Source organism: Pseudomonas sp. 7SR1, assembly GCF_900156465.1.
Classification (GTDB): Bacteria; Pseudomonadota; Gammaproteobacteria; order Pseudomonadales; family Pseudomonadaceae; genus Aquipseudomonas.
Genome location: NZ_LT707064.1, coordinates 211,197 through 232,298 on the forward strand (window position 1 = coordinate 211,197; position 21,102 = coordinate 232,298).

General features: G+C 61.6%; 27 protein-coding genes. All 27 read right to left on the minus strand.

The annotated features are described in order from the left end of the window. Positions 1–3: 3 nt before the first annotated feature. Positions 4–915 carry a gp53-like domain-containing protein gene (locus tag BW992_RS01015; RefSeq protein ID WP_072387829.1) on the minus strand — a complete coding sequence of 304 codons (912 nt, stop codon included), beginning with the start codon at positions 913–915 and terminating at the stop codon, positions 4–6. A 112-nt stretch (positions 916–1,027) separates the two neighbouring features. Then, a complete protein-coding gene (locus BW992_RS01020; RefSeq protein ID WP_072388729.1) occupies positions 1,028–1,588 on the minus strand; it encodes a tail fiber assembly protein in 561 nt (186 codons plus the stop codon). Positions 1,589–1,596: 8 nt separating this feature from the next. Then, positions 1,597–2,691, minus strand: a complete 1,095-nt coding sequence (locus BW992_RS01025) for a phage tail protein (RefSeq protein WP_072387831.1) — start codon at positions 2,689–2,691, stop codon at positions 1,597–1,599. 30 nt (positions 2,692–2,721) lie between these two features. Continuing rightward, positions 2,722–3,231 (minus strand): phage tail protein, encoded by a 510-nt coding sequence (locus BW992_RS01030; protein ID WP_072387833.1) that lies wholly within the window; start codon positions 3,229–3,231, stop codon positions 2,722–2,724. After that, complete coding sequence (locus BW992_RS01035) at positions 3,228–4,388, minus strand: phage tail protein (protein ID WP_076405329.1); 1,161 nt, start codon at positions 4,386–4,388, stop codon at positions 3,228–3,230. The genes BW992_RS01030 and BW992_RS01035 overlap by 4 nt, the downstream gene beginning before the upstream one ends. A gap of 11 nt (positions 4,389–4,399) precedes the next feature. Continuing rightward, positions 4,400–4,999, minus strand: a complete 600-nt coding sequence (locus BW992_RS01040; protein ID WP_076405331.1) for a YmfQ family protein — start codon at positions 4,997–4,999, stop codon at positions 4,400–4,402. After that, positions 4,987–6,027 carry a baseplate J/gp47 family protein gene (locus tag BW992_RS01045; RefSeq protein ID WP_076405332.1) on the minus strand — a complete coding sequence of 347 codons (1,041 nt, stop codon included), beginning with the start codon at positions 6,025–6,027 and terminating at the stop codon, positions 4,987–4,989. The genes BW992_RS01040 and BW992_RS01045 overlap by 13 nt, the downstream gene beginning before the upstream one ends. After that, a complete protein-coding gene (locus tag BW992_RS01050) occupies positions 6,017–6,415 on the minus strand; it encodes a phage GP46 family protein (RefSeq protein WP_072432275.1) in 399 nt (132 codons plus the stop codon). The genes BW992_RS01045 and BW992_RS01050 overlap by 11 nt, the downstream gene beginning before the upstream one ends. After that, entirely contained in the window at positions 6,415–6,924 is a 510-nt protein-coding gene (locus tag BW992_RS01055) for a phage baseplate assembly protein V (RefSeq protein WP_076405334.1), read from the minus strand. The genes BW992_RS01050 and BW992_RS01055 overlap by 1 nt, the downstream gene beginning before the upstream one ends. Positions 6,925–7,054: 130 nt before the next feature. Further along, positions 7,055–8,095, minus strand: a complete 1,041-nt coding sequence (locus BW992_RS01060; RefSeq protein WP_076405336.1) for a phage baseplate assembly protein — start codon at positions 8,093–8,095, stop codon at positions 7,055–7,057. A gap of 3 nt (positions 8,096–8,098) precedes the next feature. Continuing rightward, on the minus strand, positions 8,099–9,337 hold the full coding sequence (locus BW992_RS01065) for a DNA circularization protein (RefSeq protein ID WP_072432273.1): 1,239 nt from the start codon (positions 9,335–9,337) through the stop codon (positions 8,099–8,101). Beyond that, positions 9,324–10,898, minus strand: coding sequence for a phage tail protein (locus BW992_RS01070; protein ID WP_076405338.1), 1,575 nt, complete (start codon positions 10,896–10,898; stop codon positions 9,324–9,326). Before BW992_RS01070 ends, BW992_RS01065 begins: the two co-directional genes overlap by 14 nt. A gap of 130 nt (positions 10,899–11,028) precedes the next feature. Beyond that, positions 11,029–11,325 carry a phage tail assembly protein gene (locus BW992_RS01075; RefSeq protein WP_072387851.1) on the minus strand — a complete coding sequence of 99 codons (297 nt, stop codon included), beginning with the start codon at positions 11,323–11,325 and terminating at the stop codon, positions 11,029–11,031. After that, positions 11,322–11,669, minus strand: a complete 348-nt coding sequence (locus BW992_RS01080; RefSeq protein ID WP_003198314.1) for a phage tail tube protein — start codon at positions 11,667–11,669, stop codon at positions 11,322–11,324. Before BW992_RS01080 ends, BW992_RS01075 begins: the two co-directional genes overlap by 4 nt. A 66-nt stretch (positions 11,670–11,735) precedes the next feature. After that, positions 11,736–13,232, minus strand: coding sequence for a phage tail sheath subtilisin-like domain-containing protein (locus BW992_RS01085; RefSeq protein WP_076405340.1), 1,497 nt, complete (start codon positions 13,230–13,232; stop codon positions 11,736–11,738). Beyond that, a complete protein-coding gene (locus tag BW992_RS01090) occupies positions 13,232–13,414 on the minus strand; it encodes a DUF2635 domain-containing protein (protein ID WP_003198311.1) in 183 nt (60 codons plus the stop codon). The genes BW992_RS01085 and BW992_RS01090 overlap by 1 nt, the downstream gene beginning before the upstream one ends. Then, complete coding sequence (locus tag BW992_RS01095; protein WP_076405342.1) at positions 13,411–13,977, minus strand: phage tail terminator protein; 567 nt, start codon at positions 13,975–13,977, stop codon at positions 13,411–13,413. The genes BW992_RS01090 and BW992_RS01095 overlap by 4 nt, the downstream gene beginning before the upstream one ends. Before the next feature lie 90 nt (positions 13,978–14,067). Further along, positions 14,068–15,084 carry a contractile injection system protein, VgrG/Pvc8 family gene (locus tag BW992_RS01100; RefSeq protein WP_072387857.1) on the minus strand — a complete coding sequence of 339 codons (1,017 nt, stop codon included), beginning with the start codon at positions 15,082–15,084 and terminating at the stop codon, positions 14,068–14,070. A 9-nt stretch (positions 15,085–15,093) separates the two neighbouring features. Continuing rightward, the gene (locus BW992_RS01105; protein ID WP_072387859.1) at positions 15,094–15,306 is read right to left on the minus strand and encodes a tail protein X; all 213 of its coding nucleotides are present in this window, start codon (positions 15,304–15,306) and stop codon (positions 15,094–15,096) included. Beyond that, a complete protein-coding gene (locus BW992_RS01110; RefSeq protein ID WP_072387861.1) occupies positions 15,299–15,682 on the minus strand; it encodes a phage tail protein in 384 nt (127 codons plus the stop codon). Before BW992_RS01110 ends, BW992_RS01105 begins: the two co-directional genes overlap by 8 nt. After that, on the minus strand, positions 15,682–17,757 hold the full coding sequence (locus tag BW992_RS01115; RefSeq protein WP_076405344.1) for a phage tail tape measure protein: 2,076 nt from the start codon (positions 17,755–17,757) through the stop codon (positions 15,682–15,684). The genes BW992_RS01110 and BW992_RS01115 overlap by 1 nt, the downstream gene beginning before the upstream one ends. Before the next feature lie 6 nt (positions 17,758–17,763). Next, positions 17,764–17,889 (minus strand): hypothetical protein, encoded by a 126-nt coding sequence (locus BW992_RS27330; protein WP_256573040.1) that lies wholly within the window; start codon positions 17,887–17,889, stop codon positions 17,764–17,766. Beyond that, positions 17,886–18,470, minus strand: coding sequence for a phage tail assembly protein (locus BW992_RS01120; RefSeq protein ID WP_072432265.1), 585 nt, complete (start codon positions 18,468–18,470; stop codon positions 17,886–17,888). The genes BW992_RS27330 and BW992_RS01120 overlap by 4 nt, the downstream gene beginning before the upstream one ends. Positions 18,471–18,622: 152 nt before the next feature. Next, on the minus strand, positions 18,623–19,129 hold the full coding sequence (locus BW992_RS01125; RefSeq protein ID WP_076405346.1) for a phage major tail tube protein: 507 nt from the start codon (positions 19,127–19,129) through the stop codon (positions 18,623–18,625). Further along, the gene (locus BW992_RS01130) at positions 19,129–20,295 is read right to left on the minus strand and encodes a hypothetical protein (RefSeq protein WP_063322735.1); all 1,167 of its coding nucleotides are present in this window, start codon (positions 20,293–20,295) and stop codon (positions 19,129–19,131) included. The genes BW992_RS01125 and BW992_RS01130 overlap by 1 nt, the downstream gene beginning before the upstream one ends. Before the next feature lie 2 nt (positions 20,296–20,297). Beyond that, on the minus strand, positions 20,298–20,507 hold the full coding sequence (locus BW992_RS01135; RefSeq protein ID WP_076405348.1) for a hypothetical protein: 210 nt from the start codon (positions 20,505–20,507) through the stop codon (positions 20,298–20,300). A gap of 102 nt (positions 20,508–20,609) precedes the next feature. Continuing rightward, positions 20,610–21,047, minus strand: a complete 438-nt coding sequence (locus BW992_RS01140) for a phage tail assembly chaperone (RefSeq protein WP_076405350.1) — start codon at positions 21,045–21,047, stop codon at positions 20,610–20,612. Positions 21,048–21,102: the final 55 nt, after the last annotated feature.

Here is a 21,102-nt window from a genome sequence, read left to right on the forward strand (position 1 = left end):
CTTTCAATAACCAATTGCACGCCAGAGCCCAGTCCAGTTCGCGTAGACACCATTGTGATCCCGACCATAAAGCCTGAACTGACTCAGGGAACCAAATGAGACGCCGAACGACGCACAGGTCGGTCCACCATCGGTCACGTTGATATTCCTGACCGCATTCGGAAACGACATGGGAAACGTCACCAGCACGCCATTGGCATCCGTGCCGCTCGATGAAACTCCCCACTGTTCGATGACATAGCCCGTCGGACTGGTGGTATCGGGAATACGTTTCCATCCATTGGGCTGTAACGACGAAGAGAACATGGCCGAATACTTCGAGGTGGCCGTTCCACCAATCAGACGCCATTGGGCATTGAGCTTGATAAACTCCGCGGTCTCCCCTAACCCGATACTAACGGTACCCTCTGCTCCGTTCGATCCCGACAACTTATCGGTCGCCAAGGTCGTCGATATAGTCACTACGCCATTGCCTGCGTTGATAATCCTGACAGTGGCGCCATGCAGGACGCCTGTCGTGGCGGGCAGTTTGGCGGTAACCGGGGTTTCACTGGCAAAGCTGGCGACTCCACCAATATCCTTGGATGTCAAAGCCGCATGTGTGGAATACACGTCAAAGCCGGCGTACTGCAATCCGCTGCGGGCTACGAACTCTGTCGTAGCAACGGTCTTATCGTTATCGAACTGAGGAGCGGTAAGAAACAATCCAGTGCCGCGCAATGCCGCCAGTAACTGATTGTAGGTTTCTTCCGAGGGGGTAATACCGGCGGCCTGAATGACGTTGATTATTTCCTGTGTGACGCCATTCCCCCAACTGGCGGGGATCAATGATCCTGGCGTCCCAGCCAAGGCGTTCTCGTCTACAAATCTGCCATTCACCAAACCCGCACTGGGAACACTTTTTGGATAATCCACCTTTTACTCCCTTGGTATTTAAACGACCAGAAACAGACAACCGAAATCTTCAACACTGAACTTTAAACAGTCATTGGAAACATCAAATAATAGTAAATCATCAGGAATGCATCTAAACAGTAGATGCTGGCACTACAGGCCAGTTTATTTCATCCGGAAAAGCAGCTTGCTTATGGATGCGGTTCAGCTCAACACTGTAGAGTCTCCACTCCATCAAGGCGAGTTGCTCCTCATCGGAAGCATCTCCAATGTCCTCTGCATATTGCAGAGGTGCAATTCGCAACATTGCATCTCGAAGAAGCACATCGCGTTTACTCAGAGCTTCAGCCTTAATGCAGCTCAATTGAGATTCCCTGTCGATCTGCCATTTATCATCAGCCCAGACATAGTGCTCTCCGGGACATGGGTCAGTCGTGAAAGCCTCCGGCAACTCCCCCAGTTCACTCCAGACTTGCTGCCTACCGCTCGCCTTGTGATAAACCACCCCGCGACGATCCACAACCTCCCGCGGAACATTATCCACCAGTGCCCATGTTCGATCTTTCTCTGGCAGGGGAAGTTTAAAAGAAAGCTCGACGGCGTTACTTGGAAGTTGAACGCCGACACCTGGAGTTACGGGAAGAGTAACGGGGCCTTTCAATTCCCCAGCCTTATCAAAAAGGTAATAAAACATAAACAACCTCAAATTATTTTCATGCGAGCGGGGAAGGCTATATTGCGCGGACGCGACTTATAGGTATAAAGCAGCGTATTGGCCGTATCCATTTGGTAAGTAGTTCCGACGGGAAAAGTAGGACCACCATTAACCAAATCTCCAACAATCTTGATTTCCTCTCGGGTAATGGAGCCGTAGCTGGTTAAACTGTCGGACCACCTTGAACCGATGGCCCCAGCTCCTTGCGCGCCCAATGCATGAGAGTGGACAGTTGCCGATTGAGCGCTTCCCATCACCCGACTTACATCCACCGACCTCCCTTCGTCCAACACCCTCAAGAACTCCCCGCGCCCCTCAGGTCCACGGAACGTCTGCGCACCATCGCCGGAGCTCCACTTACCTTCATTACCCTCCCGGTTGGCTTCGGTACCAAGCATGCCGGACTGCTGGGCATGATCCCAAAGCCATGGCCATTCGGAACGCTTCATGACAGCGCCGTTCAACGCACCATAGCCTCCCGGACTCAATACGATAGTCGTTTCAAAGAATGGGCGGCCCAACGCGGTATTGTCGAATCGACCCACCGGCCACCAACTACCAGCACCATCACTGCGTAGATGCCACCAATCCCCTGCTCCCATCAGCACCAGAAATGGATAACCATTGGCAGAAAGATGCGTATGAAATTTGATTCTGTCGGTACCTGCGGCCTGAACCATAAGGCGGTTGCCGCTGTTATCGACACGCCGAACGATGAGATCCTGAACCCCCAACCCTGCATTTGCCGATGGCAAATTGAGGGTTGCCGCACTGGCACCGGCATCGATCAACACCAACCCCAACTCTTCGGCAACAAGCGTCTTTGATGCCGTCAACCGCGTCACCACCGAGCGCATCGGACTGCTGCGTCCAAGAATGGCTTGCAACGCCTTGATCAATTGCCCGGTGTCCGCTTCTGACGGCGTCATGCCGGCGGCCGAGATCACATTGAGGATTTCTTGGGTAACCCCATTGCCCCAGACCGCCGGAATCAATGAACCGGGTTTACCCGCCAGCGGATCTTCGTCCACGAACCGACCGTTCACCAGCCCGACGCTGGGAACGCTTTTTGGATAATCCATATGTTATTTCTCTACAGATAAATAAAAGGATCAGGCGCCGGAGCGCAATGCCTCGATGTTGGCGAATGCCTCATCGAAAGCCGCTTTCGCCAGGTCCGATTTTCCCTTCGCCATGTGCGCGCGGATGTGCGCCTTGGCCTTGAGTCGTATCTGGCGAAGCACCAACAGGTTCGAATCGAACTCGGCGGCCTTGGCGAGGATCTGGTCTGCCGCCTGCCTGGCTGTGCGCCCCTTGATGACCCACGCGGAAACGGACGACGGCACGGCTTTTTTCGGGTAGCCCTGATCCTTGAATGCCTGAGCTTCAAGGGCTGCCTGCTGGTATTCCAGGGCACGTAATGGATCGCCTGCCAAGGCCCGACGTGCACGGTCCGCAGCACCGTCCAGCCTGTCGCACAGGCGTTCGCCGTCCAGATGCAGCAGCTGGGCAGCATGCTCGTCGGCAATCACCCATTCACCCTCCTCCCAGGTATGGGCTGGGGAGGGTGAAGGCGGACGGAGTCCCTCTTCGTATTGATGCAGTTCCTGAATGATCTTCATCGGATCAGCTCCCAGGACAAATGGACGTTGACGGCGTTGGTAAAATTGACGGCGATGCCCACGCTGTAATCGGTCAGCGCCTGGTGCCCCTTGATACCCATGCTCAGGAGCAGTTCGTCGCTGTCGGCATTGTTCGCGCCCAGCGTGTGCTCGGCCTGATAGGACTGCCACAGCGAACGCAGTTGAGAATGGTCAAAACTGGCTGTGACCGTGGTAACGGTGACGTCATTCAGCGCGTTGCTGGAAAAAAGTACGCACGGATAAGGGTTTGCCGGAACCCACCCCCCCGGGTTGTTACCGATGGTGGTCAGGGCTGGCGACAGAAAGCTGTAGTTACCCCCATGCCAACCGGCCGGGGCAAAAACCAGCGTAGTCAAGGCGTTTGCCGGCGGCGTGGGATTGCCTGTAACGAGCCGCGCCCCACGCGCATGCGGATCCAGCGGCAGATAAACCACGCCGGTACCATTTACCGTTTGAGTCCAGGTCAACTGGGCACGGTTATAGATCGTGCGTACCGTAGGCAACGAGCCCGGCGCCCCGGTCATTATCCAAGCCAGGCAGATGTCCAAGGCCGTGGATGGGAAGCCACCACCGGACGCTCCGTTGGCCATGCCCTTCAAGGATTCCGGCGCCAGGTCATAGAGCGTTCCGCGCTGCACATAAAAAGTCAGCGTGTCACCAACAACCTGCGCTCTCAGGAAATAACTGGCGCTGGGCAGCAACTCATTGCTGCTCCACGCTTGCGTGACGTAAGTACGTGTTCGTCCCAATCGCCCATTCACCACATCCTGCCCAATGCTGAGGTACACCCCCGCAGGAATCGAAACACGCCCGCCGCCGGTCGACACCGCAATTGGAGTGATCGTCAAACGAGCATCGGCGGTGGCAATCGTTGGCAAAGGCAAGGCGGCAAGCGGCAGCGCCAGATCCTGATTCCAGCCCTTGGCCGCCACGGACTGGATCGCCTGGAGCAACTGATCGTTTCGGGTCTCATCCGGCGTCAATTCACCCGCGTTGATGACATTCAAGATTTCCTGGGTCACGCCATTTCCCCAAGCTGCCGGAATCAGGGAGCCTGGCGTCCCCGTCAGGGGATTTTCATCCACGAACTTGCCATTCACCAACCCGGCGCTGGGCACACTTTTTGGGTAATCCATCGCTCTATTTCCTAGTCATAATTGATGTGAACCTTCGCATGCGCCGGAGCGCTGCGATGAATCAGGCACTCCAGGGCCGACCCCGGATTGACCCCAAACCGCTCCCCCCAATAGCTCGCACCAAAACGCCGCCCCAGCAGCAGGCGGCCGCCGGTGTTGAGGGTCCACATGAATTGGGCCTGCCAAGTGCCGAAGTGGTCTTCGCCGAACCGGGCGCGGCCCATGCGGGGCGCCTTGTGCTCGGTGATGGTGGCGTTGGGGTAACCCTGGCTCTTGGCGATTTCCACGTAGTACGCAATGGCCTGGCTGCCCACCGCCAACAAGCGTCGGCGTACCGCCAGGCGACGATCGTCATACAGAGGCGTGGCACCCAGGCAGGGGTCGGGCAGGTTCATCACCCGCTCCCAATCCGGCACCAGTTCGCTCACACCCGCCGGGTCCATTTCATGCAGCAGGTCAGCGGCGCGGGCGTCGAGGCGCGCCAGTTCCTGGGCGATGCCTTCCAACACCTGCTCCAGCTCCGGTACCCGCTCCGGGTCCCATGCGGGGCCGCTGGGGAGCAGGCTGCGCAATTGGGTCTGGTACTGCTCGGCGGTTCTTATTGCAGCCATACGCACCCCCCGAAGGTCAGCAGTTGATTGCTGGCAGCGGTCACGTCGGCGCTGGGCGCGGTCAGCTTGTGGTCGGTTTCGCCGTTGGCGCTGCTGATGGCTTCGGCGATATGGGTGAGTAACAGCGTCTCGCCGAGACCGGCTTCGCGGTTATGCAGGTCGCGCAGTTGAGCTTCGATCGCCGCGCGAACCGCGCTGGTGTCCGGGGTGATGCGCAGCCGGTAGGTCACCGGTACCTGCGTCGGGGCCAGCACGTGCACTTCGGCAGTCACCGGGCGCAGCGGTTCGATGTAGGCCCGGACTTCCTCCAGTTGCTCGGCATTGGGGATCGGCTGCAGATCGTCGTCGCGCATCACGAACAGGCCGACGGTACCAGGCCCCAGGTAACTGCCCCGGCACCAGGCGCGGGTAATGCCGGGGCATTCCAGGGCCCAGGTTTCATAATCCTGCGCCGAACCGCCATGGGGAATGATGCGGTAGGAACGGATCACCCGTGCCCGCAGGGACTCGAGGCTTTCCCGGGCGACACCACCGCTCAGCCCCGGTGACAGGACGGTGAAATCGCTGCCAATACCGAGGATCGGCTGGACCGGCGCAAGGACCAGGCCGGCATCGGCATTGCCCAGGCTGCCGGCCTCCAGTGCGGCGACGGTGGTGGTGTTCATGCCATTGCTGGCGGTACGGGCGGCCGTCACCTTGTAGGTGCGGCCATCGGTGGATTGCAGCAGCGTGTCGACATCCAGCACCGCTCCCGCGGTGGCCGTGAAACTGACACTGCCGCTGGCCGCCTGGGCCGCTTTGCGCGCCTGGTTCAGGCGCAGGGCGGCGATGCGCTCCAGGGTGGATTCGTCGGCTTTATCCGGCAGGATCTGCTCGGCGATCCAGTCCAGGTAGCCGTACAGGCCGTAGGCCGCGCCGCCGAGGGTGCGGGCCAGAACCTGGGCATCGGACTGGCGCAGCGAATCGCTGGCCAGGTCGCTTTGGGCGCGCTTGATCAGCACCGGCAGCGAAGGGGTTTCAAACGGCATAGGTCACCTGCCAACTGTTATCGGGGTTGATGTCCAGTCGCTCGCCGTCGGCCAGGGTCAGGACCGTGCGCAGGTTCAGGCGCTGGGCGTCGAGGCGTTCGCTGATGATGTCGATGGCGCGGCAGTGGCCGTCATCGATCAGCCATTGCAAGGCTTCACGGGCATAGAACTCGGCATCGAGCTGGGTCTGGCGGGTCAGCTTGACCCGGCGCAACAGCCACAGCCGCGAGCCGATGCGGTCGTCTGCAACGGTGGGAAAAGTGTCGCCCCACCAGCCGAAACGTTCGTCATCATCGACGGCATCGTCGTCAGCGGCACGACGCCAGGTGAACAGGCTGATCAACACCGAGCGGGTCAGCGCGGCGTGCAGGTTCTGGCTGATGAACATCATTGGCCTCCCGCCGGCGCGCCGGTCTGGCCGTTGCCGGCCTGTACGCCGACATGCACATGTTTGATCTGGCTGATGCCGCCGGCGATCTGGTCGCCTTGGGAAACGATCCTGCCGGTGTGGTTGATGACCGGGCTGTCGATGTTCACCGCGCCGCTGGCGCGGATGTTCAGGGTTGCCGTCTCGATGTCGATGACACGACCGCGCTTGAAGTGCAGCTTGTCGCCTTCGTCGGTGTAGAGCGCCACTTCGCCGGGGGCCAGGGCCTGGAGACGGAAGCGGCGATCGGCGACCACCAGGACCACGGCATGGGAACGGTCGCCCCCCAGGAACGTGGCAATGCCCTCGGCACCGGCCAGCGGGTTGCTGGTGAAGCCATAGGGCTCGAAGTGTTCCATGTCATCGTTCACTTCGCCGGCGGTAAGGCGCATTTGCAGCGACTGCAGCTTGGTGGCCGAATTGGCGAGCACGACAGTGCCGCGCGCCAGGAGACGGGTCAGTAGGCTCATTGAGATTTCCTTGAGAATCGGGGACTTGAACGCGGTGTTCGGATCAACATCTCTGTAGGCTGCACTGCCGCCATCGCGAGCAGGCTCGCTCCCACAGGGGATGTGTGGGGCGCCGGCATCGGCGTGGGACTCAGGGTTTTGGCGGCACCGGGTTGGCGTCGAAGGTATGAGGCGGCGCGACTTGCAGGGTGGTGACGGAGCCCTGGTTCGACAACGAATACGTCACCTTGGAAACCAGCATGTCGCCATCGAACCCCAGCACCGGGTCGATCACCCGTACCAAGGTGTTGTGCCGCCACAAGTCGCCATTGGCCTGGCGCCAGCCCTGCACGCGGTAGGTGGTGGTCAGGGCGCGACCGGTGCGGATGGCGCTTTCCCAGTCGGCCCTTTGCTGGGCCAGCTCGAAGTTCAATTGGGCGCTCTCGCTGATCACCGTCACCCGCTTTCGCTTGAAACTCAGGTCGGTGGCGGTGCCGACCACTTCGCTGACCGCCGTTCCACTCTGCTGGTCGTTTCCCTTGTGCTGGCCTATGACCCGGTATTCGGAAAACACTTGACTGTAGTCCATCGGTGCATTGCCAGAAAGAATGTTCTTGCCCAGCTCCAGCACATCACTGGCCCGTCCGCCGCTGCCGGGTCTGGCCAGCAGCACGCGCCCTTGGGCGTCATCGGTGGAGAACACCCGGAACAACGTCAGCAAGCGGTCGATGGACTGGAAAACGGTTTCCCCGGGCACGATGCTGTGGGTGCTCAACCGAGCGGTCTCGGGGATTTCGCTGACCACTCCCACCCCATACTGCGACGCCAGGGCCTGGACGATGCTCAGCACCGTTTGCCCGCGCCATTGGCTGGGGCGGTTGATCGCCGCGCAATCCACCAGGTCCTGGGTCTTGGAGCCGCCCTCGATGCTCAGGCTGATCTGGCGCCCGTCGTAGCTCACTGGCGCCTTGAACACATGACCGCTGAGCACCAGGTCGGAGCCGATGCGCACCTGGCATTCATCACCGGGGCGAATGGGTACCGCTTGGGTCTGTCCCGGCCATTGCCAGGTGATGTCGAGTTTGAACGTGCGAAACTGCCGCTCCAGGTCCGCACTGATTTCCACGCTTTTCCAGCCGCCGTAATCCAGCCCGCCGACGGTGAGCGTGACCGCATTGTCGAGCTCGTTCATGGCTCACTCCCCCGCGACTTTCAGGTCATTGGGCGGCAGGAAACCCGGATGGGCCACGCCGTTGCGCTGGGTCACTTCGGTCACCCGGGTGGCATCGGCGAACTGCTGGTAGGCCACCACCAGCGCCGGCAGGCTCTGCTTGAACGACAGGCTGATCAGCCTGACGCCCGACGAGGCCACCGCCGTCAGGTGTGCCGCCATTTGCTGGCGCAGATGGTTCAACGCCTGGTAGTGATCCGGATCGGCCTTGAGGGACGCCTGCCAGATGGCGTCGTTGAGGGCATCGCGCAGGGCCAGCACATCGTCGGCCACCGGCACGTCCCGGCGCTGGACCGGCTGCACGGCCTGCTGCGCCACCGATGGGGTGGCGCCCAGTTTCACCGCGGGCGCCGCCACAGGCATCGCCGCAATCCATTGCGCCGCCTGTACCAGGAGCGTGTCCTGCACCAGATCGGCCACGGCCTGGGCCGCCGCCATGGTGTCCTTGCCGGTGGTGAGCTTGGGCGCATCCGCCTGGCGAATGGCTTGCACCTGTTGCGACACGCTGGCGATCACGCCGCGATAGCCGTCCCGGGCAAAGTCCTTCAACTCGCGAATATCTCCCAGCAGTCCCTTGAACTCGGCCGCCACTTCCCTGGGCAACTCCTTGACCGCCTTGACCAGATCGCTGAGTTGCCGATAGGTCTCGATCAACGGCTTGAGCTCCTGCTCGATGACGCCGTACACCTCCTTGAGGCTGTTGCGCAGGTCCGCGATGCCGATCCGGGCCGCCTTGATCAACGTCATGGCTTGCTCGAAGCGCCGCACCGCCGAGCCCAGCAGGCTGTCGGCCGACACCAGCAGCAGTTTCTGGCTGTTGATCGCGGCCGAGGGGAACTGCAGCGGCTGGTCGGGGTAGAACTTCAGGGCGAAGGTCACCAGCCCGCCGTCCTGGCGGGTCTGGGTCATGTCACATTCACCGACCTTGACCTGCAGGCGCCCCAGCCACGGATGCACCAGTTCGCCGCTGCCCTGCTCCAGCGCCTTGAGCAGCCTGTCGCGCTGCTCCAGGCAATCGGGACCGACGATGAACGCCGTCAGCTCATGAATTCTTGCCTGCTGACCCAGCCCTTCGAAAAACGGCTGGTCCCGCTGGGGATACTCATGCAACTGGCCCTTGTGGCCGACCGGGGTTTTCGCCTGGTCGACCCAGAACCCGACGCCACGAAACGACGCCGGCAACAAACGATCACGCCAGCTCATTGGAGCCTCCTGTGGAAAGTGAGCGATAGCCGATGCGCGAACTCACCGCCAGGGCCGGTTGATTGGTCCGGGGCGGATCGGCGCGCAGCCCGGCCGGTGCATTTTCGAAGCGCACGGTCAGGCCGCCTTCGAGTTGCGTGCGGTTATTGGCGGCGCTTTGTTGCACCAGGGCGCTGGAGGTGTGTGGCAACGTACCCGGCGCCAGCGGGATTTTCGCTGGAATGTTGGTGGACGCTGGCGCCAGGCTGGACGACAGGCCCGGAGACTGCTCGCTGGCCCCGCCAAAAAACGCCGGCGCCAGCTCACCTTTGCCTTCGGCGTTGGTGGCGCGCTGCGCTTCGGTCAATCCCTCGACCTTAGCAGTGAACGAAGTGATCATCTCGCCGAAGCCGCCGTTGAAAAACGCCTTGATCGGCGCAATCACCGCCTGCAACTCGTTCCACCACTGGCTGAACCACTCGCCCACCGGCCCCCACTGCTTGACGAGGCCCTGGATGGGTGACCAGTCGAACAGACCGCTGAAAACCGCCAGCATGATCGACACCTGGTTGCGCACGCCTTCCCAGATCCCGGCGAAGACTTCACCGATCGTGCCCCAGTTGGCCATGATCAGCCCCAACGGCGTCCAGTCGAACAGCCCTTTCAAGGCGTCCATCACCGGCACGGTCAAGGCCTTGAGCAGGTCCCAGATCGCCGCGAACAACCCGGTCAGGGGCGTCCAATTGGCAACGATCAAGCCCAAGGGTGACCAGGCGAACAGCGTCTGCATGAAACCGATGACCGGCGTTGCCGCCGCCACGATCAAATTCCAGAGGGCACCAAAAAAGCTGCTGATCGGCCCCCAGTTGCTGATCACCTGCCCCATCGGGGTAAAGGCGAACATCGTCTTGAAGAACTCGACCATCGGCAGGACGATCGGCGCGAGCCTCTGCCAGAGCCCGGCGAAGAACGCTGAAATCGGCGTCCAGTGGGCGATGATCATCCCTGCCGCCAAGGCGATGCCCATGGCAATCAAGCCGATGGGGTTCATCTTCAAGGCCAGGTTCACCACTTCGAACGCCTGGCTCGCACCGCTGACCGCCATCTGGATCGCGTTGAACGCCACGACGCCATTCGCCAGGCCCTGTACCAGTTGCGGGTTGTCCTGCAGTACTTGGGCCACGCCGCTGACCATAGGCTGCAAACTGAGCGCCACCGCGTTGACCGCAGGCCCCAGGGCCGAGCCGAACTGCACCGACACATTGCTGATGGAAGTCTTCAATCCATCCAGGCTCTGTGCCGCCATGCGGGGCGCTTCAGGGGCCTGGACGGCGCTGGCCGCCGCGCTCGCTGCACCCGCTTCGTCCTTGAAGGCCAGGGCCGACTTGAGCCCGTCCATAAAGGGCTGGGCCAGGCCGCCGCTGGGCAGCAGGCCGGAAATATCCAGGCTGCCCAGGCCCGTGGCGTCGAGGTTCTGCTTGAAACTCGCAACCTTCGCACGAAGGCCGGCGAGCTTGGGTGACAGCTCGTCGATGCCGGTCAGCAGCACCGCTCTTTTCTCTACGTTTTGTGTGTCTGCCATCACTGCACCTGCTGCATCGCATTGATCCGTTGCGCGTGCTCCAGTGATTCGCGGAGCACGTCCAGTGGCCTGGCCATCATCTGTTCGGGGTCAACCTTCCAGAACCAGGCCAGGTCATAGGCGGCGGCGATCAGGTCGCCGATGGCTGCGACGCCGCACTCATGAAAAAACTCGCGACGGCCCAGCTCAGGGCATTGAGGTCAGCCAGGTCCAACTGGTTGACCGACGACGGCGGGATGCCGGCGCACACCGCGATGTATTTGGCCGCGACGTCCATGTCCAGGCTCACCTCCTCGCTCTTGTCGATCTTGTACGGCAGCGCCTTGATCGTCCGGACCTCCTGCACCGTCGGACGGCGCAAGGTCAGTTCGTTCAGCGACTCGCCGTGGGCCTCGATGGCCACGCGCAACGTCACGACATCGGTCATTGCCAGGTCCCCTTGATGCCTTCGAATTTCAGTTCGATGGTGGCGTCGTCGCCCTTGGACACCGGCTCCTCCACCAGGTAGGCGCCGGCCAGCACGTAGACCTTGCCGTTGTTGAATTCACAGGTAACGGTCATGTCGGTGCCGGCCACCAGTTGCTTGAGCGGGAAGTCCGCGGTGTGCAGGGCCGTCACCTTGAAGGACGGGGCGATGTCGGTTTCCTTGTAGAAACCCGGTACGACGGTTTCGCGTTTGGTGAACATCAGGGGCGCTTCGCAGCCGCCATTGATGGTCAGTTGAGCGCCGTCCACTTTGACGTAGCAGGTGCCCGCAATCAGTTGACCCATGGTGTTTCTCCTTGCAATAAAAAGCCCACGCGCGGTGGGCTGGATTCAGATGTTCGAACGGAACGGTCAGGCCGCGTCGTCGTACTGCAGGCGGAACTGGTTGAGCAACGCGAACACCCGCAGGCCGTTGATGTAATCCGGCGGGAACAGCACGTTGACCCGGCTCGAGTCCTGGGTGTCGCGCTCGACGATCAGGTGCTCGGCGAACAGCTCGGCATTTTCCACGTGGCCTTCCAGTTCGAGCTTGGCGTATTGCGCGATCAGTTCGCCGCGGATGGTGCTCGGGGTCACGATGGGCTGGCCGGCGCCGAAACGGGTGCCGTCGGAGGCCAGTTTGTGGCGACCGTACTTGCTGGTGATCACGCTTTGCAGGCGGCGCACGATGAACGCCGACTGGTGCATGGTTTCGCTGTCCAGGTAGGAGTTGTCGGCCTGGCCGAAGGCATTCTTCTGATACGTGGTGATGGAACGCTGGATGCGCACGTAGCCACCTTCGTAGTACGCCGTGGCGATGCCGTAGTTGAGCAGCGACTGGCGTTCGGTCAGGGTGAAGCGTTCGCTGGCCGGTGCCGGATCCAGGCCCGGCAGGCTGCCGCTCTGGGTCGGGCGGCTGGCATCCGCCGAGATGAACACCGCGGTGCGGGCGGCCAATGCGGCGGCCTGGACCCAGAACGGTTGTGGTACGCCCGGCTCCAGGGCCTGGATCGTCATGTGCTGGTCGTTGCGCGCCTGACCGGCCGCCACCAGGGCACCCAGGGTGCCGCGCTTGGCACTGTAGACATGACCGAACAATTGCTTGGCCCAGGACCAGCGGCCGGTGCTGTCGTCCATCACCGCTTGCCAGGTGTCGAGGCTGGCCACGTCCGACCAGGGCATGGCGATGAATTCGAATGGCTCGTCGCCCAAGGCTGCAACGGCCGCGGTCTGGTCCGGCATACCGGCGCCGCCGGTCATGGCGGTGACGGCGGTGGTCAGCCCCGCCGGGGTGTCTTCGCCGTTGCTCTTGCCCAGGCGATTGAATTGCAGGCTGATGTCATTGCCGCTGTCGCCGGTCCATTTGGCGCTGAGGGTCACGACGCCTTCGGCGGCCGCAGCGCTCACCGGCAGGTCGGCGGCGGCGTTGATTTTCAAGGCCAACGCCGTGGCGGCCTGGGTGGCAGTGGCGCCGTTGACGATGGCGGCCTGCACGCGCACACCGCCAACGTACAGGTTGAGCACACCGCTTTCAGTCGCGGTGCCGGTGAAAGTCAGCACGCCTTTGGCGACGGCGCCTTCGACGTTGTGCAGCGGCAGGCACCAGATCTCACCGAGCGGGTCGGTCTTGCGCCAGGTTTCGTACATCGAGGCAAGCATCGAGCCTTGCCCGCCGATGTTCTTGGCCAGCGCGACGCTGGACACCAGTACCAGTTTGCCGACATCGGCCGGGGCGACACTGTCGTTGACCTGGGCGACGATCAACCGGCGCATGGCCGATGACGCGCTATTGGCGGCCGAGTTGTCCATTTCGGCGTAGAACAGCGGCACACGAATGTCCGCGGGAATATTGCTGAATCCGATCGCCATCATTTGGCTCCCTGTGGTTTGGCCGCTTTCACGGCTTTGGTAGTGATATCGCCATCGGCCAGACGTCGACGCCACCAGGCGTTGTCCGGCACTTCACGGCCCTCGAGGGGCAACAGATCGCCCGCTTCCGGGTCCGGTACGGCACGGCCCGGGGCCGGCAGCACGGTGATGCGTTTGCTCATGGGGTTACGTCTCCAGAAAAAGTCAGTTCCACGCGCCCGTCGGGGCCGGGACGTTTCAGGTTGGGGTCTGCCGGATCGATGGCATCGACCCGTACGGTGGCCCCGGTGTAGGACGACAAGCCGTCCAGTTCACGCTCGTGCCAGCTTTCGGCAGGCTGGCTCATCAAGTTGCGACCCAGCTGGAACTCGCTGAAAAAGCGCAGCCGGTACACCACACGGCTGCTGTTGAGGGAAACCAGCTCACCGCCGTCGTACTCGATGCCGGTGTAGTCGCCAGCGGGTTTGAACCCCACCAGCGCGCGCCACAGTTCGGCACGCAGGTCGTGCAATTGATCCAGTGCTGTTGTCACGTCGGTGGAATCGAGAGCCAAGGTCACTTCGAAGCGGTCGCGGATCGCTTGCCGGGTGGCGTTCTGCGCCGTGTTTGCGCTGGCCAGATCGTTGATCGGCGCTACGTAGGCGCAGGGAGGCTGCAATGTGCCAAGGTCGATACCGGCGGCCACTCGATTGGCCACGGTTGGGCATTGCTCACGCAGTTGCGTGAGGATCGGAGTGATCTTCATGGAGGAACTCCAGGTGTTGGAAAGTGCTGCGTGATATCGCGAGCAAGCTCGCTCCTACTGGTGGGTTCTGCTGTGTTTGCAGAACGGGGGTCAGGCCTTGGCATCCAGGCAGGTCGCGTTAATCAAGCAGCGATAGCTTTTTTCCCGGTCGCCGCTGGCGGTGACCTTGTCGATCGACCAGCGACCACGCATGAAATCCGGCCAGGAAGGATCCAGCAGCACGATGCCTTCGGCGGACAAGGCCGGATTGCCCGGGCATTCGATCGCCACCTTGAGGGCTTCGCGCAGCATCCGACGCACCTCTCCTTCACCGGCGGCGCGGGCATCGTCTGCGCTCTGGAAGCGCTGGCGCAGGGTCTTGAACGGGGCGATGCCACTCTCCTCGACCCGCAGCTTGCCAGCTGCCGCATCCCACCAACTGGTCTTGCAGCCCTGGTACTTCGCTCGGGCGGTTTCATCCAGCCTGGCCGAAATGAAGGCATGGTCGCCGGGTCGATTGTTCGTCGTCACCGACAGTTGTATCTCGGGCAGGACCTTGCCCGACAACGACTTCGCCTGACCGCGCCGCGCCAGTACATACAACTCGTTGACCGGCTTGGCGACCGCGTCGTAACGGTGGGCCAGGCGCGTCAGGAAACCCATGTCGGTTTCGTTGGACTGGTCGATGTGTTCGATCTTGATCAGCGACAAGTCCGGCGCCACGCGCGCAGAAAAGCCGTGCCTGGAGGTCAGTTGACGAAACAGCGCGCCCAAGGTCGTCGGGCCATGGCTGACGGAGCGGCGCTGTTTGAATCCGGTCTGGTCCGCCGCACTGAACGGCGCGGCCATGGCCACCAATGTCAGGCGCAACGGGAACAGCGTCGGCGTGCGCCGGGTAATGACGAACTCGCCCTTGTCCACCAGCCCCGACTCCAGGTAGCCGACCCGCAGGCCGATTTTCCCGCCCAGGCTGGGCAACCCTTCAAGCCCATCCAGACTGATGGTGAGCGTCAGTTGATCGGATTCGAATCCCGCCGCGTCGACGTGGGTCCAATTGAGCAATCGATCGTTGAGCAGCGCGGCGTTCGCACCATAAATTTCCACCGCAGGCGTGAAACCCAATGACATGCCGCCTCCTTAATCCCAGGCCGAAACCGGTGGGGTTGCCACGGGCTTGAGGTCCACTTCCGGCAAGACCACCCCTACGCCCGCCGGTAATACCGGGCCCCATTCCGCCAGTTCCGGATTGAGCAGCCAGAACGCCGCTTCGACCAGATCGTCACAACGCTCCAGCTCTCGATACAGCAACAGATTCACCGAATCACCGGCGATGCTTCGAACCCTACGCATTGGCGAACTCCGTCAATTCGATCACCCACCCCACCACCATCGCGGTGCCGTCATCGATGATCTCGGTCTGGGTTTCCGTCACCTTGTTGATCTGCCAGAGGCCCCAGTTGCGGCCGATGCCGTCCACCAGCGGCAATGGCACACGCTGCGCCTGCAACGCTCGCAACTCATCGAGGCGATCCATGGCGGTGGCGTACATCGACTTGCCCGTGATCGTCAGCCCTTGCGGGCCTTGGCCGGTCTGGCTGGACTTGGGTTTGCTGGTAAGAATGTCGATGCTTTTCCAGCCACCGTCCGAGGTGCGCAGCAGGCTGTGGTAGGCAAAGTTGCGGGACAGGCCGAAGATGAAACTGCCCAATGCCATTTGTTGACGCATCAGCGACCTCCGTCGGTCAGGGCCGCGTCACTGCGCATGGCCAGTGAGTTGGGCACGGTTGTCAGGGCGAACTGGCCGGCAAGCTGCTGCACGACCAGGTTCGCCAACTGGCTGGCACTGGCCTGGTCCTGGCCGTTGATGTAGATGTTCGCGGTCATGGTGTTTTGTTGGGGGCTAATCATGGTGCTGACCAGGTCTTTGTTGACTTGGTCCGGCGACTTGAGGCGATCAGCCCCGGTGTAGATAGCCTCCCCCAGGGATTCGCCGCCCTTGCTGCCCAAATAGGAACCCAGCGCACCGCCGACCAACGCACCGATCGCGGTGCCGATCACCGGAACGAAACTGCCGAGCATCGCGCCGGTGGCGGCACCGGCATATCCGCCCGCTAGCCCGCCAAGACCGGCTCCGGCCGCCCCCGAAGCCGCCTTGTAATCACCGGCTTGCAGGGCCTTGACGCCGTCATAGCCAGCGCTGGCCAGCACCAGAGGGGCGCCCAGCCTGCCGGTGAAAGTTCTCGCTCGAGCGGCGGAGATCCCCAGCCGGCTGCGCATATCAGGACGGGAAGTCTCGGCTGTTCCTGCGCCCGGTTGCTTCTGCCCGCCGTCCTTGGCTTGAGTTCCGGACGCATCGCTTGCCGCTGGCTGGATCGCCGCATCGGGCTTCAGCAATGCCTCGCGGGTAGAGGCGACACCCGACGTCACTTTGTCCACAATGGCGCCGCGAAACGGTGATGCGAGCGCCGCGCCGAACAAGGCCAACGCCGCAGTGATTTTCGGCAGCGACTCGGCCGCGACACTCAATCCCGTCGCCAGCGCGTCCACGCCAAGCATCGCCAGATCGGTGATGGGCGTGACAGCGCTGCCGATCGCCGTATCGAGACGGGTCACGCTGGCATCCAGTGCATTCCAGCGTGCTTGCGAGGTGTTTCCCCGGGTATCGGCGGTCTGGGCCATCGCCCCCTTGTCACCATCGCCCTTATCGGATGCCACGGTGAGCGCGGTTTTCAAGTCCTCGGGCGACTTCAGCAACTTGCCGATGCCCTCGTCGCCATCGAACAGCGTCTTGAGCAATGAGGCCTGCTGCTCGGCAGGCTTGCTTTGCAGCGTCGCCAGAACATCCTTGATCGCACCCGATGCATCCGTGCGCAGCCTGCTGGCCAGTGCCCCCGGTTCGATGTCCAATCGAGCCCAGGCCGTTCGCTGTTCCGGCGTGACCTTGTCGCCCTTGCCCAACGCGGTTCCCAGGATTTTCAGCGAGGCGCTCGCTTCGTCCTTGCCGACAGAGGCGTTCAACAGCGCGGCCGCGATGGCGGCGATCTGCTCGGGTGTCATGCCCGCTTCGATGCCGGCCTTGCCACCGCGCTGGGCAACCGAACCGATGTCCGCCGCCGAGGTCTGCAAACTGGCACTGGCGCCAAGACGGTTGGCCGCGTTGCCCAATTCGAGACTCTTCCCTCGATCCAGGTTCAATGAAGTGCGCAAGCCAGCCATAAGCGCGCCGGCGTCCTTCAGCTCGATTTTGTAGGCCGACGCCATCACCGCACTGTCGCGGGCGAAATCCGTCAGCACTTGCTGGCGGTCTTCGGGCTTGACGTTCTTGACCAGCCCCGCATTGACCGCCGCCAGCTGGATCTGTGCCAGCTGCACAGCGGTCGCCCCGCTGGATGCGGTTTGCTTTTCGCCGGCGATCTTCTGGTTTTCGTTGGCCATCACCTGCAGTTGTTCCGGCGACAGCCGCAACTTCTGGTTCAGGTCGACCATGGCCGTTTGCATCGCCATGGCAGGCTTGAGGACGTCGGGGGGCGCCAGCTGATCGACCTCGGCCCTGAGTTTCGACTTCGGCTCCGCATTCGCCGCTGGCGCTGCTGCATTCACCTTGAGCAACTGTTGCCCCAAGAGCGTGGTGTTCAGCGTTGCCAGGGTCTCGCGCAGCTTCACTTGCTCCGATACCAGCAGCCGGATGTCGAGGCTGGCGGTGCTCAACGCCAGATTCAGCCCCGACGCATCAGCCACACTGCCGAGTGTCGGCATATCGACGCTCGCCGCAAAGGAGAGCGAATATTTACTGTCTGCCATCGCGCTTTACTCCTGTTTCACGCCAAGGCGAGCGATCGCGATGTCGTAGCGGCGCAAGGCCTTGCCGGCGTCCCACTCCAGGATTTCCGCCTCACTTACCGAGTAAATGAGCGGCACCACATCGAGGATCACTTCGATGTCGCGCTCCGAAAGAAGTCCGCCGGTTTGTTTAAAAAATCGTCGATGCGCACCTGAAGCTGAGTCCAGTCAGGCACGGTCAACAGGTCCAGGTCGGGAATCATCAGCCCGGTGCAATGGGCGGTGATGAACTCGGCGCGCTCCTTGGCCGTCTTCAGTTTTTTCATCACCTTGGTCGCTCGCAGCACGGGCATTTCCAGGGTCAGCGAGATCAGGCTGCGGCCAGCGACGTTGAGCGGTTGCAGCAGTTGCACTTGGTCGGGGTCGGCGGGCGCTGTTTGAGCGTCAGCGACTTGCCCCAAGAAGTACGACGCCGGGCGGGTCGACATCTCGTGCACGTACTGCGCAATGCTCACGTAGTCCGGGCGTTTGAGCTGGTCCAGCTCCTTGACCGAAAGGCCGGTGGCCAGTTTGGCCAGTTCGAAGAATTGATCGTCCTCGTCATCGCCGGCACGGGCCAGGGCCTCTTTTTGCGCGGCATAGAACAAGGGTTTGAGTTGAAGCTGCTCGATCTGCGAACCGTCGTCACCGGTGATCGGCGACAGCAAGACATGAACGGGAGGCGTCCAGGACATGGAATCAGTTCCTTGGTGAATCAGAGGACACCCTGTGGGAGCGAGCTTGCTCGCGATGACGTCGGGCTAGTCAGCATCGATGTTGGCTGACACACCGCTATCGCGAGCAGGCTCGCTGCCACAGGGATTGGGTGCAACTGACGGGCATCCGTTTAAGGCAGCAACACCGCACGGCGAGCATCGCCGAGGATGTCGACGCCGTTGAGCACGAACTTCTGGGTGCGCACGTCGATGTCGATCACCGGAACGCCGTTTTCCAGGCGGTTGTACGTGCGGCAGGACAGCTCCAGATTGGTCCTGGGCTTCTCGTTCATCTTCAGGGCGGTTTCCTCGAGGGATTTCAACTTGCCGCCCACGGTGTGATAGGTGGACCAGGTGTTGCCGTCCTGGTCCTGACCGGCCTCGCGCACGTTCAGCAGAATGTCGTCCCCTACGCTCACACCCAATGCCAGCATGATTTGCGGGCCGACGCCTTGCAGCGACAACTTGGCCGTCAGCGCCTTGCCGCTCTTGGCCATTTCCTCGGCGATGAAGCGACCGCCAGTCATCGACTCCATTTCGAATTCGATCTTCGGCGGGGTGAATTCCTCGACGGTCGCCGACAACGGCAGGCCTTGCAGGGTGGCCGCGATGGCCTGTCTTACGCGGTTGGTAAACATTAGAGAACGTCCTCCAGGAACTGCTCGATGATTTCATCGCGGGCGTTGAGTTGATAAATCATGTGTTCGTTCGGCGCGTAGCGGCCGTAGTCGATGACCACGTACCAGGTGCCGTTCTTGTACTTCTCGACGCTGTTCAGTTCCGGATGCAGGTACACGCTGCCGCCCGGAATGGTTTCATCGGCCACCAGGGTTTGCAGCCAGTCGTTGATGCGCTTGACTTCCTGGTCCATGAAGGACTTGGTCAGGTTCTTGGCCATGGCCTTCTGGCCGGCCTTGACCAGCTTGCGGCTGATGGCATCTTCCAGGCCGACGTAGCTGATAAACTTGCCGGTGATGGAACGGTTGCCCAGCAGCGAGAAGCCGCCGAGGATGGTCCGGGCGTAGTAGCTGACGCCGTAGCGGTTGAGCAGATCGCCCTCGGTGGAGGTGTCGAGGATGTTGTATTCGACGGTGCGCGAAACGTCTTCGGCATAGGTCACCTGGTTACCCGGGCTCTCCCATTGCTTGACCTTGGCGAGGGCGGCGATGGCCAGGCTCGACGGGGCCAGGAAAACGTTTTTCTTCGCAGCCTTGGAGTACACCGCCGGCATGTTGTGCACCACCAGGCAACGGTCGAAACCCAGGTCCGCGCCGCCCAGTTCCTGGCTGTAGGTCACTTGATCGGCGACCGAGGCGTCCTTGCCGTCGAGCACCACACGCGCCTTGATGCGCTTGCCGAACGAAGCGAACTCGCTGGCCACGGCCTTGGTGCCGGTAAAGCCTGGCGCGCCGATGATGGTCAGGTCCTCGGCCACCCCGCTCAACGCCGCCAGGCCCAACTTGCGCCCGGTCTGCGCCTCGATACCGCCGATCACGTTGTTCTGCGTGTCGGCCAGCGTGGCGCCCTCTTCGACGATGACCACGTACACCGGCACCTTGACCACTTTGAGGATCTGGTAGACGGCATGGAACAGCGTGCCCGCCTCCGCACCGGTCGGGTCCAACTGAGCTTGGGTGGTGAAGCTGTTGATACGGAACGGGGTGTTTTTCGGAATCAGCGGGTTGGCATTCGGCGCGGTACCGACCAGCCCGATGACGTTGTCACCCAGGCCACCCATGGCCTCGGGAGACTCGGTGGCATTGACGGTAATGCCGTTGTGCTCGAAGTTCAAAACCTCAGCCATGGTTATTCAGCCTTCTTGGTGGCGGCCTTTTTGGCCGCGGTGGATGCAGAAGCCGGTTCGACGGCTTCGGTTTTCTTCAGCTCCAGGCGACCGGCTCTGCGCAGGGCATTGGCCTCGACGTCGAGCAGGTCGAGTTCCTGGCCGGTGGTCGACCAGTGACCGCCGCCGGTGGGGAATGGGAGGAGCACGGTGTAGGTTTGGCGTGGTGCCATTTTTGGGTTCTCCAGATACGAAAAAGCCCCTTTTGAGGAAGGGGCTACTGAGTGATGTCGGGTGTTTGAGGGTTAAGAAAACGCCCCGTCGATGCGGGGCGTTTATTGGGATTGCTCAGGTAACCAGGACGGTGCTATCGGACGGTGATCGACCAATGGGAACTTGCTCGTCTCTGGCCAGTTACGCAGCAACCGACGATAGGCCTGAAGCTCCGAGTACTGCTCGATAGAAAGCGTGGTTTTCAACATTTCTTCCAACTCGTCACGGTGCCGAGCAACCATGCCATCAGTCACAACAAGCTGGCCGTCACGCCATACACGCTCAATTGCCGCCAAAACCTCAGGCGATTGCACAGGAGGATCGACCAGTATCGGATAACCATCATCGCCACTTGAGATCCGCTTTCCCATTGACTGCCCCTCATGAAGCTCTGCATGCAGCTTCTGGGTTATTTCAACCGCGTCGAGAGGAATCTGCTCAGCGGAGTGGATGGAGTCATCGTAAAAACCACCCGTTGTCTTACTTGAATAAAGAGTCATTTTCGAACCACGCACTCAGTAGCACCGATAACCGGGATAGATGAGTCGGTCGTTA

Excerpts from the sequence above, each read along its gene's own strand:
- BW992_RS01020 (WP_072388729.1), bottom strand. The coding sequence starts at position 1,588 with ATGTTTTATTACCTTTTTGATAAGGCTGGGGAATTGAAAGGCCCCGTT.
- BW992_RS01025 (WP_072387831.1), bottom strand. The coding sequence starts at position 2,691 with ATGGATTATCCAAAAAGCGTTCCCAGCGTCGGGCTGGTGAACGGTCGG.
- BW992_RS01030 (WP_072387833.1), bottom strand. The coding sequence starts at position 3,231 with ATGAAGATCATTCAGGAACTGCATCAATACGAAGAGGGACTCCGTCCG.
- BW992_RS01035 (WP_076405329.1), bottom strand. The coding sequence starts at position 4,388 with ATGGATTACCCAAAAAGTGTGCCCAGCGCCGGGTTGGTGAATGGCAAG.
- BW992_RS01040 (WP_076405331.1), bottom strand. The coding sequence starts at position 4,999 with ATGGCTGCAATAAGAACCGCCGAGCAGTACCAGACCCAATTGCGCAGC.
- BW992_RS01045 (WP_076405332.1), bottom strand. The coding sequence starts at position 6,027 with ATGCCGTTTGAAACCCCTTCGCTGCCGGTGCTGATCAAGCGCGCCCAA.
- BW992_RS01050 (WP_072432275.1), bottom strand. The coding sequence starts at position 6,415 with ATGTTCATCAGCCAGAACCTGCACGCCGCGCTGACCCGCTCGGTGTTG.
- BW992_RS01055 (WP_076405334.1), bottom strand. The coding sequence starts at position 6,924 with ATGAGCCTACTGACCCGTCTCCTGGCGCGCGGCACTGTCGTGCTCGCC.
- BW992_RS01060 (WP_076405336.1), bottom strand. The coding sequence starts at position 8,095 with ATGAACGAGCTCGACAATGCGGTCACGCTCACCGTCGGCGGGCTGGAT.
- BW992_RS01065 (WP_072432273.1), bottom strand. The coding sequence starts at position 9,337 with ATGAGCTGGCGTGATCGTTTGTTGCCGGCGTCGTTTCGTGGCGTCGGG.
- BW992_RS01070 (WP_076405338.1), bottom strand. The coding sequence starts at position 10,898 with ATGGCAGACACACAAAACGTAGAGAAAAGAGCGGTGCTGCTGACCGGC.
- BW992_RS01075 (WP_072387851.1), bottom strand. The coding sequence starts at position 11,325 with ATGACCGATGTCGTGACGTTGCGCGTGGCCATCGAGGCCCACGGCGAG.
- BW992_RS01080 (WP_003198314.1), bottom strand. The coding sequence starts at position 11,669 with ATGGGTCAACTGATTGCGGGCACCTGCTACGTCAAAGTGGACGGCGCT.
- BW992_RS01085 (WP_076405340.1), bottom strand. The coding sequence starts at position 13,232 with ATGGCGATCGGATTCAGCAATATTCCCGCGGACATTCGTGTGCCGCTG.
- BW992_RS01090 (WP_003198311.1), bottom strand. The coding sequence starts at position 13,414 with ATGAGCAAACGCATCACCGTGCTGCCGGCCCCGGGCCGTGCCGTACCG.
- BW992_RS01095 (WP_076405342.1), bottom strand. The coding sequence starts at position 13,977 with ATGAAGATCACTCCGATCCTCACGCAACTGCGTGAGCAATGCCCAACC.
- BW992_RS01100 (WP_072387857.1), bottom strand. The coding sequence starts at position 15,084 with ATGTCATTGGGTTTCACGCCTGCGGTGGAAATTTATGGTGCGAACGCC.
- BW992_RS01105 (WP_072387859.1), bottom strand. The coding sequence starts at position 15,306 with ATGCGTAGGGTTCGAAGCATCGCCGGTGATTCGGTGAATCTGTTGCTG.
- BW992_RS01110 (WP_072387861.1), bottom strand. The coding sequence starts at position 15,682 with ATGCGTCAACAAATGGCATTGGGCAGTTTCATCTTCGGCCTGTCCCGC.
- BW992_RS01115 (WP_076405344.1), bottom strand. The coding sequence starts at position 17,757 with ATGGCAGACAGTAAATATTCGCTCTCCTTTGCGGCGAGCGTCGATATG.
- BW992_RS01120 (WP_072432265.1), bottom strand. The coding sequence starts at position 18,470 with ATGTCCTGGACGCCTCCCGTTCATGTCTTGCTGTCGCCGATCACCGGT.
- BW992_RS01125 (WP_076405346.1), bottom strand. The coding sequence starts at position 19,129 with ATGTTTACCAACCGCGTAAGACAGGCCATCGCGGCCACCCTGCAAGGC.
- BW992_RS01130 (WP_063322735.1), bottom strand. The coding sequence starts at position 20,295 with ATGGCTGAGGTTTTGAACTTCGAGCACAACGGCATTACCGTCAATGCC.
- BW992_RS01135 (WP_076405348.1), bottom strand. The coding sequence starts at position 20,507 with ATGGCACCACGCCAAACCTACACCGTGCTCCTCCCATTCCCCACCGGC.
- BW992_RS01140 (WP_076405350.1), bottom strand. The coding sequence starts at position 21,047 with ATGACTCTTTATTCAAGTAAGACAACGGGTGGTTTTTACGATGACTCC.